The following is a 12,385-nucleotide window of genomic DNA, read 5'->3' as shown; positions in this document are numbered from 1 at the left end:
TCAATCGATCGCGGCTGCGTCTGCCAGACTGGTCACCATCGCCTGCCGCAACAGATAGGCACGGCGTTTTTCGGGATCATTGGCCAACGCCTCCATCTTGGCGCGCTGCAACCTGTGCGCTTCGGACTGGCCACCGCGCATCAGCTCCATATTCTGGATCGTCTGGCTCTGGATGAAATCATGCGTCATTTGCCGTCGCTGGCGGTCGTAGCGGGTGAGCAGCGCCGGATCGGCCTTGTTCTGGATCACCTCGACCAGCTTCTCGCACAGGTTGAAGGCGTCATGAATGCCGCTGTTCATGCCGAATCCGCCTAGCGGGTTGTTGAGATGCGCGGCGTCCCCCATCAGGAATATGCGGCCGACCTGGAACTGCTTCGCGACGCGCTGGTGGATGCGATAGACGGTGCGATGGAAGGTTTCCACCGCCGTGCCATCGCCGGTCAGCCCGTCGAACACTGCGTTCTTCTTGGCATCGGATCGCAGGTCGACCGATTCATCCAGATCATTCGCCGGCACCAGCACGCGCCAAAGCGTCGGCACGCGCAGCAGCACCAGCCACTCGTCGGGATCGGAGACATAATTTACCGGCGCCAAGCCGGGGAGATACTCCTCCAGCGGCGTTTCAGTGGTCAGGCACAGGAATTTTTCAGGGTAGGTGAACCCATCGAAGCCGACACCCAGCCACTTGCGCACGATGGAAGATGCGCCATCCGCCCCGATCAGGTAATCAGCCCGCACGGTGCGGATGTCGTTGGGCGTTTCCAGCGAAAGGGTAACGCCATCGCCATCCTGCTCCAGATGGACCAGACGGTGGTTGAACAGCACCTGCGCGGCGGGCAGTTCCTCCAGCGCGGACGCCATCATGCGGGCGAGATGATATTGTTCGCACTGGACGCGGAAGGGATATCGGACGGCGTCGGCAATCTCGGTCATGTCGAAGGAGAGGATGTCGCCGCTGCGCCGGTCGCGCCAATGATAGATGGGGGCTTTCAGGCCGCGCTCGAACAGCTTTTCGGTGAAGCCCAGCGTGTCGAGCATCTCCAGCGTTGGTGCGTGAAAGGTGGAGGCGCGCATGTCCTGTGCGCAGTCCGGTCCCGATTCCACCAGCATCACGTCGATGCCCCGTTGGGCGAGATAGGTGGCCGCGACGCATCCGACCGGGCCTGCGCCGGCGATCACCACCTGCACCCGTTCACCGGCCTGTTTGATATGCGGATCGGTCATAAGTCCCCTGAAATCTATGGTCGCCCCATCTGCTAGGAAGTGGCGGCCCCGGCCGCGACCTGCCCGCCAGCTTTATCCGCAGGTCGATAAATTGCGGGTCGTCCTGTGCGATCTGTTCGTCCAGCGATCAGAATGGTGCGCGCGATTGTCGCGGGGCTGCGCGTGGATGAGCGTCATCCAGATATTTGGAGGCGCGGATGATCGACATTCCTCTCAAGCAGCGCGGGCGCGCGCGCATCGATTTCGAGGTGGGCGTGCGGCTGGCCGCGCGCCGTCGCCAGCAGGCATGCGAGGGCGTTTTGGCGGACAGGGGCGTGACGGCCGGGACGCTGCCCGACGACATGGATGCGCGCCATGCGTTGATCGATGCGACGCTGCGGGATGTGGCGCCATGGACGACGCATGCCTGGCTCGGCGACTGGAGCGCTAGGGAACATGGCCGCGTGTGCGAAGAGGCGTTCGATGAAGTAGCGGACATCGCTGTTCCTGCGCTGGACGCGCTGGAGCAGGGTGCCTCGACCCTGACGGACGATGGCGCTGCCAAGCCGCGCTATTGGTCGGAAATCTGGTTTCATCGCACGCGGGGCGGATGGGACGCATCGCCTTATAACGGCTATGTTCATGGCGAGCTTGTGCATCGCCGCTATGTCTCGCGCATCTATCCGGGCGACATCTATGCCCAGCGTCGCCGGGTGCTCGAGGCGCTGGGCGATTTCGCCGCGCGTGATATCGTCGAATTCGGCACGTCGAGCGGCCATTACACGGTCGCATTGGCAGAGCGCTTTCCGGACGCGCGGATCATCGGCATAGACCCGTCGCGACGGATGCTTGAGCAGGCCCGGCGGGTCGGCAACGGATTGGGCCACAGGTGGGATTTGCGGGTCGGAGTAGGCGAGGAGAGTGGCCTGCCCGCCGAAAGCACGGACCTCGTCACCAGTTATGCCATCCATCATGAACTGCCGCCGCGCATCATCACCCGATGGTTCGCGGAAGCCTGGCGATTGTTGCGACCAGGCGGAATGCTGCTGATGGCGGACGTGCCGCGCTATGCCGATCTGGATCGGCTGGCCGCCTGGCGCTTCGACTGGTCAGCGAAATGGGGCGGCGAGCCATTTTGGCGTTCATCAGCCCAGTTGGATTTGGGTGAGGGGGCTCGGTCGGCAGGCTTCGTCGATGTGACATCGACCGGCGTTTCGCCGACCGGCAATCCCTATTATGTGGTGGGCCGCAAACATGGTTGACCCGACGCCCAACCGGACGATCCTGCCTGCCGCCTCGCTGGACCGTGTCGCCGACGCCGTGCTGGCGCTTGCGCGTGAGTTGTGGGTCATGCGCGACCGCCAGATGGTGCTGGAAACGGTCCTTGCGGACCGGGGCATTGATGTGGCCGCGATGATCGACGATTTCGCCCCCGATCCGGCGTTTCAGGAACGGCTCGATGCGGAGCGCGACCGGTTGATCGAGGCGGTGGCGCGCGCTCTGGATGGCGCGCGATGAGCGAACCGATCGATAGCGGATGGACGCCGCTACGCCGCCGGGTCGTGGCCATCTGCACTCTCATCAATGCGCTCGATGGCATGGACGTTCTCATCATGTCCTATGTGGCGCCCGCCATGGCAGCGGACTGGACCATCGGTTTTGAAATGATGGGGTTGATCTTCAGCGCCGGGCTTGCCGGCATGGTGATCGGTTGCTTGCTGGTCGCGCCCTTCGCTGACAGTATCGGACGGCGTCCGATCGTGCTGATGGCTCTCATGATGATGAGCGCAGGCATGTTGGGTACGGGCCTGGCTGGCAGCCTCACGCCCTTTCTGATCGCGCGCATCGTTGCCGGCATCGGCATCGGCACCCTTCTTGCCAGCATCGCCGCGCTGACGGCCGAATATGCGCCACCAGGTAGGACCAGCTTTGCCATCGGCCTCTTTCAGGCGGGTTACCCGATCGGCGCGGTGCTTACCGGTTTGGCCAGCATCGCTGCGATCCCGACCTTCGGCTGGCAGGCGACATTGCTTGGCGCAGGCTGCATCAGCCTCGCGGTCCTGCCTGTCGCCTGGATCGGCCTGCCCGAATCCCGCCGCTTCCTGGAGGAGGGGAAAGAAAACCGCAGCGCCACGCCGCCGGTCGGTGGGCTCTTCATCGCGGGCCGCTGGCGATCGACGCTGGCGCTCTGGTGCGCGACCTTCGCCGGTTTTGCCGTCCTCTATTTCATCACCAGCTGGATTCCGGGCCTCGCCATCGAAGCGGGCCTTGCGCCTGGCGCAGCGCTATGGGCGGGCACGATCTTCAATCTGGGCGGCTGCGTCGGCGCGACCGCGATCGGCTGGCTTGCGATCCGCACGTCGATCGCTCGGTTGATCCGCCTCTTCCTTGGCGGCGCAGCGATACTGCTGCTGCTCTTTTCCGCGCCCTTGCCGCTCGCCCTGGTCCTGCTCATCGCCTTCGGCATCGGCCTAACCCTTCAGGGCGGCTTCAGCGGCTTCTACGCACTTTGCGCCGAACTCTATCCGCCCGAAACGCGCAGCAGCGGAACCGGCTGGGCGGTGGGCATCGGCCGGGGCGGGGCGATATTGGGGCCAGCGGTCGGCGGCATGTTGCTGGCGGCGAAGCTGCCGCTCTGGGCCGTGTTCCTGAGTTTCGCCGTGCCGCTCGTCCTTTCCGGCGCGCTGGCCGTGCTCGCCGCACGCCTGCGCACCGGATAAGGGGTCAGAACTCGGCCATCAACCGGCCGAAGCCTTCTTTCCTGTCCATGATCCCGTTCATGCGCAGCGCGTTCCAGTAGGTCGCGGTGTTGATCGCGATCACCGGCTTGCCCAGGAACAGTTCTGCCGCCGCGGCAAAGCGGACCATCGACAGGTTGGTGCCGACCTGCACGATCGCATCCACATCGTCGCCGTCCAGTCCCAGCACCGTATCGCGTAGCCGTGCCGGCGGCACTTCTGCAATCGCCGTCCAGCTTGGGCAGCGCAACGGCGTGTCGCGCACCACGGTCACGCCATGGTCGCTCATGAACTTGGCGACTTCCGCATTGGCGACCGGGTAATAGGGTGACAGCACGGCCACCTTTCTGATCCCGCCATAGGCGCTGAAGGCAGCGATCAGCGACTGCGCGCCGGTGCACAGCGAAACGCCGGCGACCTCCTCGACCGCCTTGGACCACCGGGCCGATCCTTCGGCGCCGCCATAGAAGGTGACGGCCGACATGCCCATGACCAGGAAGTCGGGGCGGCAGGTCATCACACCGCGCACCGCTTCATGGGTCGCCTCGTCGATCTTGAGCGTCCCTGCCATGAAACTTTCGTCGGACAGTGCCTTGGCGTCCTCCACGATGATGCGACTATAATGATTGGTCACTCCCGCCACGCGAAGATCGTCGAAATCCGGTTGCACCACCGTGTTGGTCGATGGCCCCAGCACGCCGAACTTCTTCCGCCAACCCAGCATGTCACCCATGATTACGTCCTTTCTGCATCAGGGCGACGGCGTCTTTTTCGCTCACCACCTCGGCCATCTTGGCTGCCATATCGAACAGATTTTGCTCATGCGGCCGGGCGTCCCGGTCGCCGCATGCCTCGCGGATCACGAAGGGCGCAAAGCCATGGCACAGCGCATCGAGCGCGGTTGCCCGCACGCAGCCGCTGGTCGAAAATCCGGTCACCATCACCGTGTCCACACGCATCGCGTGCAGCGTGGAGGCGAGCGAGGTGCCGAAGAAAGCGGACGGATATTGTTTCGAGATCACCATCTCGTTCGCGCGCGGTTGCAGCGTGTCGGGAAAGGCGCCGTCCGGCGACCCGCGCGTGAAAGCGCGCAAAGCCGGCACCTTGCGGAAGAATATGCCGCCATCCGCGCCGCCCGGCTCATAGACCACATTGGTGAAGATTACCGGCACGCCAGCATCGCGGGCGGCGGCAACAATGCGTTCGTTGGAAGCGAGTGCCGCCTCCACCCCGGCATAGAGTGGCGAGGCGGGTTTCAGATAGGCCATCACGACATCGACGATCAGCAGCACGGGCCGCTGCCCGAACGGCAATCGACCGCCGAAGCCGGCGGCGGCATAATCCTCTTGCAGGTCATCCCGCATGATCGTCTCCCCAAGCAATGAGATCGGCCGCGCCGGTGAGCGCGTTCATGTCGGAAAGCCGCGCCAGCGGCAGTCCGTCGGTGGTGCGATGCGCGGCCAGATGCGCCAGCCAGCCAGGGGCGGCGGTTACCAGGCCATGCATCAGGAGAAGGGGGTGCAGCGCAACCCGAACCCCCCCACGTTCCAGAATTTGGGCGTCGTTGGTCGGCGTGAAACCGCCTTCGACCAGATTGTGGACCAGCGGCACGCGCCCGGCGAAGCGGGCCGACACGGCATCCAGTTCAGCCATGTCGCGGGGTCCTTCCACGAAGATCATGTCCGCGCCCGCTTCCAGATAGGCGTCCGCCCGGTCGAGCGCGGCGTTCAGCCCCTCGACCGCCAGCGCATCCGTGCGTGCGATCACCAGCATCCTGTCCCGACTGTCCAAAGCCGCCCGGATGCGTCCGAGCGCCTCGCCCATCGGCACCACGGTCTTGCCCGCCATATGGCCGCAGCGCTTCGGAAAGCCCTGATCCTCGATCTGGATCGCGCTTGCGCCTGCCCGCTCGAATCCGCGGACCGTGCGGGCAAGCGTCAGCGCATTGCCGAATCCCGTGTCGCCGTCCGCAATCAGCGGGATCGCCACCCGGTCGCGGATCGCCGTGATCGTGTCGATCACCTCGGTCGCGGTGACAAGGCCGATGTCGGGGCGACCAAAGCGCCCCATGGCAATGCCCCCGCCGGTGACGAAAGCGGCCGGAAAACCGGCCTTCTCGACCAAAAGGGCGGTCAGCCCGTCCCAGCATCCCGGCACGGACAATAGCCGCCCGCCGGGCGCGATCAGCGCGCGAAGGGCGGCGATATGGTCCATCAGCCGAGCTGGCCCGGAATATGGCTTTCATGATTCTGGAGATACCAGTCTGCAATCTCCTCACGTGTGGTCCACCATATGCCCGGCAGCGACTTGGCATGTTCGATGAACTCGCGCAGCGCCCGTACGCGATGCGCGCGGCCGGACACATGCGGGTGGAGGCCGACATTCATGATCCGCCCGGTCTTCGCGCCCTCGGCATAGAGCACGTCCAGTTCCTCGATCAGCGCGTCGCGGAACTGGTCCGTCGTATAATTTTTCCGCGTGATGAAGGTGAAATCGTTGATCTCGTTCGAATAGGGGACCGACACGATCGGGCCATGCGGCGTTTTCAGCAGATAGGGCTGATCATCGTTCATGATGTCGCAATAGAAGGTCGCGCCATATTGGGCGAGGATGTCGGCCGTCTGCAACGTGCCCCGCAGCGAGGAGGACAACCAGCCTTTGGATTTGCGCCCCGTGAATTTTTCGAACTGCTCCAGTGTGCGCGTTACGACTTCGCGCTCCTTCGTCGGATCCTGCGCGAAATTGGTCAGCAGTTCGCCCTGCTCCCAGTTGTGAGTCAATAATTCCCAACCGCGTTCCAGGACTGCGTCGGTCATCGCCTTGCGCCGTTCGAATGTGACGGCATTGGTGGTGCAGGACGCCGGCACGCCCAATTCGTCGAACAGATCGAACAGGCGCCAGATGCCGACCCGTTGACCATATTCGCGCCAGGTGAAATTGGGGAAATCGGGCGTGTTGCCGGGCAGGATATCGGGCAGGATCGACGGGCCGCCTGCATAATAGGGCTTGTCGGTGTCCTTCGTCAGATCCCAGGTCTCCAGATTGAATGTCAGGATCAACGCGACCTGCTTGCCGTCCGGCCATTTGAGCGGCTGGCGGGCGGGGAGCGGGATATAGTCATAGTCCATGGGAAACCTCCTTGCGCGGAACTGCTCTTTAACGAACCGACAGAGCGAGGACAAAAGGGGCGGGTATTTTCCTCGCAGGGCGAATAAAATGGTCAGGGTGCGCGCAGGAATGTGTCGATCATCGTCGCAATGGCGTCGCGCTCCAGCACGAACAGGCCATGTCCCGCGCCGGGCAAAGGCGTTACTGTAACATGGGGGATCAGCGGCGCGGCCCGCTGCGTCGGTTGCCACAAATCGTCCTCCGGCGCGATCAGCAGTACCGGCTGCATCAGCATGGGCAGCGCCGCCGCCAGATCATAGCCATAGACCGCGGCATAGCCCCAATAGGCACGCGCGCCGCTGCGCAGATTTTCGGTGAGCGATTCCTGCTTCCAGCCGATGTCGATGCGCGGATCGAACAGGGTCTGCATGTGCTGCCACATGGCCAGCAGATGGTTGCCATCATCGGCCAGGGTGGTGCCGGCGGCAAGCCGCTCCATCCGCGCGGTGCGCGCCTGGGCGTCATAGAGCGGCAGGGACACCGGCACGATCCGCCGCACCCGTTCGGGCGCTGCAAGCGCCATGGCTACCGCGATGACCGATCCAGTATGGTAGCCCACGACATCGAACGGCCCCGCCGGGATCAACCCGTCGCGCGCCAGCGTCGTCATCAGGTCCAGCATCTCGGCCGCCAAATCAGTGATGGCAGCCGGATCGGACGGCGCATCGCTCGCCCCATAGCCTGGCGTGTCGGGCGCTATCACAGTTCGCCCGGCTGCCAGCAATGGCATCAATGGCTCCCATATCCAGCCGGACTTCGGCGTGGGGTGCAGCATCAGTAGAGGCGGGGCGTCCACCCTGCCGCCCTTGGCGATCCGCAGGTGGATCTGGCCCCAGCGGCCATCGGCATAATGTCGGCGGATGGTCATGCCCGTCTCCCTGGCTCGTCCATTCGGATTAGCGCTCCGATCGCCGCTACTGCTGCTTTCGTCCGTGTCTATCCACCCTGCGGATAGTCATCGATCCGTTCGTCGCCCCTTCCGTAAAGCGTGCATGCTTTCGCCTTCACCCTTCAGGGAGGCCTTAAGTGTCGGCAACGATTGCAACTTCATCGATCGAGGATCGCCTGCCGACTCGCCTCTGTATCGGTTTCGGTATCGGTTCGCTGGGGATCGCGATCCTGCTGAATACCGTCACGACCTTCTTTCCGGCGCTGATGACGACGGTGCTTGGGCAGTCGGCTGGCCTGGCGGGGCTGCTGCTCACCGTCTCGAAACTCTATGATGCGGTGGCGGACATCGTGATCGGCATGGTCAGCGACCGGACTCGCAGTCGCTGGGGTCGGCGTCGTCCCTATCTGCTCGTCGGCGCGTTGATATCGGGCGTGTCTTTCCTGTTGATCTTCATGCCACCCAAGCTGGAAGGCATGGGTCTCGTCATCTGGATGGGGATGGCGCTGGTCGTCTATTCCACCGGCTATTCGCTCTTTTCCGTGCCTTATGTCGCCATGGCGGGCGAGATGACCGACGGCTATCATGAACGCACGCGCCTCTTTTCTTTTCGCGCTTTCTTTATCACCTTCGGCCAGATCATTTCCTCGGCTGGGACGGCGGCACTGATCAGCTGGGCGGGCGGGGGAAGCGCTGGCTACGCCATTATGGGAGCGGTGACGGGCGCGATCCTCACTGCAACGATGCTGGCCTGCTTCGCGGGGACCCGCACGGCCCGTTTCGTCAACGCAAGCCCCATTGGCCATATGAGCAAGAGCGAGGCGATCCGGGCCCTCGTCACCAACCGGCCTTTCGTGCTCCTGATGTCCATCAAAATTGCTCAGTTCATGGCGATCGCCGTCATCAACACGACGAAACTGTTGTTTCTGCTGAATGTCGCGAAGGTCGGCTATACAGGATTGATACATCTGACCGTCGTGCAGAATGTCGTTTCTGCTCTGGCGGTTCCACTGTGGGTTCGCGCAGCCCGCATCATCGGCAAGCGAAACGCCTATATCGTCGCCACCGCCTGCCTTGCAATTGTCTATGGCAGCTGGTTCTTTACTGGCCCGGACCTGAGCCTGACGTCTATCTGGTGGCGCGGCGCGATAAATGGGCTGGCGGCGGCCGGCACGACATTGCTCAGCATCTCCATGCTGCCTGACATCATGGAATATGATCGCATCAAGACCGGCCTGCGCCGCGAGGGCATATTTTCAGGAATTTACACCATCGTGGAAAAACTGGGTTTTGCGTTGGGCGCAGCGATCACCGGGGCCGTCCTGTCCTTCTCCGGTTATATCCCCACGACGGGGGGTAAACTGGTCGATCAGCCGCAATCGGCTATTTCGGGCCTCTATGCTGGTGCATCGATCATTCCAGCGCTGCTGATCTGTATCAGCATGGGGCTTATGCTATTCTATCGTCTGGATGAGAAGGCGCTTCGTGCTATCCGTACAAATTAGAGCGTTTCTACGTTGTTGGAGTCGCCTGCTGACTCGGAAAACGCGGCAAGCCAAGGACGTAGGGCAGCCGGGCCAATGGGATCGGATCGGAAACGGCTTCAAGCGCTGGAGTGGGTCGTCAGCAGCGACTGTCAGTTGTTATACCAACCTGCCTTGATCTTCGCTCGTGCGCCTATTTGCGGCGTCCGATAGGCACGATGCGCCAGCGCTGATCGACGAGCCTGTTCCAGGCCTCGCAGCCAAGGTCGTCGTTGCGAGGTTGCCCTGGTTCATGGACCTATGGGGCGATCCCTATCGGCCAACTGGTTGCAAGACGTCCCCGCGCATTAGCCGGTCATGGCCTATCCATGCTAATAAGGGCGATCGATATCGCTTGTCAGCCACATCTCCGAAGGCAGTTTCGAACTGAACACGGCGACATTGGTGCTTGCAAGCAATGCCCTCAGACGCTTCTTCTGGTCGATATCGTTGGTCCATATCGCTACGCGATCCGATGACTGGAATGTGCGCTGCATTTGCCAGAGCGTGCGGGCGGCGACAGCCTCGGTCGGGCGGAGCGCCTCTGTAATATCGAAAAGGATACGAACAGGACGCCCATGCGCGCGCCGCCTGCTCAGCTCAATTCTCAGATTTCGATAGAGCAAATCTACATCGACCAATTCCCACTGGCCGCTTGCAAAGATCGCCATGATCCCGTCAGGATCGGAAAGGAGATCGATTTCAACCACATCCTCACCATATCATGCTTAAGGCATGATTAATTATGTATCGAAGCGTTTATGCCTTCCGCTCCAAAGGCCGTCAACTTTGTAGGGCTGTCGCTGCGTAAATTACCGCAATGCTGCGCATGGATCCATGCCGCCGATCGAAGCAATTCATGTGTTCCGTCCCGCCGGCATGGCAACTGGCGGGACGCATGTCGATCAGCGCTCGATCTGGCTGACGTCGCGCACCGCGCCCTTGGCCGCGTTGGTGGTCATTGCGGCGTAGGCGCGCAGGGCCGGGGACACGTCGCGCTTGCGGCCGAAGGGCTTCCATGCCTTGGCGCCGCGGGCTTCCATTTCGGCGCGGCGTTCCGCCAGCAGCGCGTCGTCCAGGTCCACCTTGATGACACGGGCCGGGATGTCGATGACGATCGGGTCGCCGGTCTGGACCAGCGCGATCAGGCCGCCTTCGGCCGCTTCGGGGGACACATGGCCGATCGACAGGCCCGACGTGCCGCCGGAAAAACGCCCGTCGGTGATGAGCGCGCAGGCCTTGCCCAGCCCCTTCGACTTCAGGTAGCTGGTGGGATACAGCATTTCCTGCATGCCCGGCCCGCCCTTTGGCCCTTCATAGCGGATGACAACGACGTCGTTGGCCTTCACTTCGTTGCCAAGGATGCCCGCGACCGCCGCGTCCTGGCTTTCATAGACGCGGGCCTGGCCGTGGAAGACGAGGATGCTTTCGTCCACGCCGGCCGTCTTCACGATGCAGCCTTCGGGCGCGAGGTTGCCGAACAGCACGGCCAGGCCGCCATCCTTGGAAAAGGCATGTTCGGCCGAACGGATCACGCCATGCTCGCGGTCGGTGTCCAGTTCCTCCCAGCGCTCGGATTGGCTGAACGCCGTCTGGGTCGGCACGCCGCCGGGCGCCGCGCGATAGAAGTTGCGCACTTCCTCGCTATTGGTGCGGCCGATGTCCCAGCGGGCGAGCGCGGCGGCCATGGTCGGCGCATGCACGGTCGGCAGGCTTGCGTCGATCAGGCCCGCGCGCTCCAGTTCGCCCAAAATCGCCATGATGCCACCGGCGCGGTGGACATCCTCCATATGGACGTCGTTCTTGGCTGGTGCGACCTTGCACAGGCACGGCACGCGGCGCGACAGCCGGTCGATATCGGCCATGGTGAAGTCGATCCCGCCTTCATAGGCGGCCGCCAGCAGGTGCAGCACCGTGTTGGACGACCCGCCCATCGCGATGTCCAGGCTCATGGCATTTTCGAACGCCGCGAAATTGGCGATGCTGCGCGGCAGGACGCTCTCGTCATCCTGCTCATAATAGCGTTTGGTGATGTCGACGATGACATGGCCGGCTTCACGGAACAGGCGCTCGCGATCGGAGTGGGTGGCCAGCGTCGATCCATTGCCTGGCAGCGACAGGCCCAGCGCTTCGGTCAGGCAGTTCATCGAATTGGCGGTGAACATGCCCGAACAGCTGCCGCAGGTGGGGCAGGCCGACCGTTCGATGGTCTTCACTTCCTCGTCCGTATAATTTTCGTCGGCGGCGACGACCATGGCGTCGACCAGGTCGAGCGCGACCTTCTTGCCACGCACGGTCGCCTTGCCCGCTTCCATCGGCCCGCCGGACACGAAGACGACCGGGATGTTGAGGCGCATCGCGGCCATCAGCATGCCGGGCGTGATCTTGTCGCAATTGGAGATGCACACGATCGCGTCGGCACAATGGGCGTTGACCATATATTCGACGCTGTCGGCGATCAGATCGCGGCTGGGCAGCGAATAGAGCATGCCGCCATGGCCCATTGCGATGCCGTCATCGACCGCGATGGTGTTGAATTCCTTGGCGACGCCGCCCGCCGCCTCGATTTCGCGCGCGACCAGCTGGCCCAGATCCTTGAGGTGGACATGGCCTGGCACGAATTGAGTGAATGAATTGGCGATCGCGATGATCGGCTTGCCGAAATCCTCGTCCTTCATGCCCGTCGCGCGCCATAGACCACGGGCGCCCGCCATATTGCGGCCATGGGTGGTGGTGCGGGAACGATAGGCAGGCATGACTCGGAATCCTTCAGACTATGATCGCGCCCCTCTACAGACTGCGACGCGGCTGTGAAACATTTTATTCCTTTCACGCGCCATTTCTATCATTTTATTGCGAGCGCT

At 63.0% G+C, this 12,385-nt stretch carries 12 protein-coding genes; 4 read left to right on the top strand and 8 right to left on the bottom strand.

Features of this window, described 5'->3' with window-relative positions:
- A complete protein-coding gene (locus tag AC07UX_RS08500; RefSeq protein ID WP_495191467.1) occupies window positions 1-1,224 on the bottom strand; it encodes an FAD-dependent oxidoreductase in 1,224 nt (407 codons plus the stop codon).
- Window positions 1,225-1,421: 197 nt separating this feature from the next.
- Here AC07UX_RS08500 and AC07UX_RS08495 point away from each other — a divergent pair, with 197 nt between their 5' ends.
- The 3 genes from AC07UX_RS08495 to AC07UX_RS08485 are packed head-to-tail and all read left to right on the top strand — an operon-like array spanning window position 1,422 to window position 3,923.
- Window positions 1,422-2,465 (top strand): class I SAM-dependent methyltransferase, encoded by a 1,044-nt coding sequence (locus tag AC07UX_RS08495; protein ID WP_495191466.1) that lies wholly within the window; start codon window positions 1,422-1,424, stop codon window positions 2,463-2,465.
- Entirely contained in the window at window positions 2,458-2,721 is a 264-nt protein-coding gene (locus tag AC07UX_RS08490; protein WP_495191465.1) for a hypothetical protein, read from the top strand. Before AC07UX_RS08495 ends, AC07UX_RS08490 begins: the two co-directional genes overlap by 8 nt.
- Entirely contained in the window at window positions 2,718-3,923 is a 1,206-nt protein-coding gene (locus tag AC07UX_RS08485; protein ID WP_495191464.1) for an MFS transporter, read from the top strand. The genes AC07UX_RS08490 and AC07UX_RS08485 overlap by 4 nt, the downstream gene beginning before the upstream one ends.
- 4 nt (window positions 3,924-3,927) lie before the next feature.
- On the opposite strand, the gene AC07UX_RS08480 is transcribed toward AC07UX_RS08485, so the two are convergent.
- From AC07UX_RS08480 to AC07UX_RS08460, 5 genes are all read right to left on the bottom strand, one after another.
- Complete coding sequence (locus AC07UX_RS08480) at window positions 3,928-4,674, bottom strand: maleate cis-trans isomerase family protein (RefSeq protein ID WP_495191463.1); 747 nt, start codon at window positions 4,672-4,674, stop codon at window positions 3,928-3,930.
- Window positions 4,667-5,305, bottom strand: coding sequence for an isochorismatase family protein (locus AC07UX_RS08475; RefSeq protein ID WP_495191462.1), 639 nt, complete (start codon window positions 5,303-5,305; stop codon window positions 4,667-4,669). Before AC07UX_RS08475 ends, AC07UX_RS08480 begins: the two co-directional genes overlap by 8 nt.
- Window positions 5,295-6,155, bottom strand: coding sequence for an isocitrate lyase/PEP mutase family protein (locus AC07UX_RS08470; RefSeq protein ID WP_495191461.1), 861 nt, complete (start codon window positions 6,153-6,155; stop codon window positions 5,295-5,297). The genes AC07UX_RS08475 and AC07UX_RS08470 overlap by 11 nt, the downstream gene beginning before the upstream one ends.
- Window positions 6,155-7,069 (bottom strand): polysaccharide deacetylase family protein, encoded by a 915-nt coding sequence (locus tag AC07UX_RS08465; RefSeq protein WP_495191460.1) that lies wholly within the window; start codon window positions 7,067-7,069, stop codon window positions 6,155-6,157. Before AC07UX_RS08465 ends, AC07UX_RS08470 begins: the two co-directional genes overlap by 1 nt.
- Window positions 7,070-7,161: 92 nt before the next feature.
- On the bottom strand, window positions 7,162-7,977 hold the full coding sequence (locus tag AC07UX_RS08460) for an alpha/beta fold hydrolase (protein ID WP_495191459.1): 816 nt from the start codon (window positions 7,975-7,977) through the stop codon (window positions 7,162-7,164).
- 158 nt (window positions 7,978-8,135) lie between these two features.
- On the opposite strand from AC07UX_RS08460, the gene AC07UX_RS08455 reads away from it, so the two are divergent.
- Entirely contained in the window at window positions 8,136-9,503 is a 1,368-nt protein-coding gene (locus AC07UX_RS08455) for an MFS transporter (protein WP_495191458.1), read from the top strand.
- A gap of 350 nt (window positions 9,504-9,853) precedes the next feature.
- Here the strand turns inward: AC07UX_RS08455 and AC07UX_RS08450 are convergent, their stop codons facing one another.
- Together AC07UX_RS08450 and ilvD are read right to left on the bottom strand one after the other, a co-directional pair.
- Window positions 9,854-10,231: a hypothetical protein gene (locus tag AC07UX_RS08450; protein WP_495191457.1), complete on the bottom strand. Its 378-nt coding sequence runs from the start codon at window positions 10,229-10,231 to the stop codon at window positions 9,854-9,856.
- Window positions 10,232-10,426: 195 nt separating this feature from the next.
- A complete protein-coding gene (ilvD, locus tag AC07UX_RS08445; RefSeq protein WP_495191456.1) occupies window positions 10,427-12,277 on the bottom strand; it encodes a dihydroxy-acid dehydratase in 1,851 nt (616 codons plus the stop codon).
- Window positions 12,278-12,385 lie beyond the last annotated feature (108 nt).

Source organism: Sphingobium sp. GW821-FHT02B05 (assembly GCF_059421905.1).
This window is presented reverse-complemented; position numbering and strand designations above follow the sequence as displayed.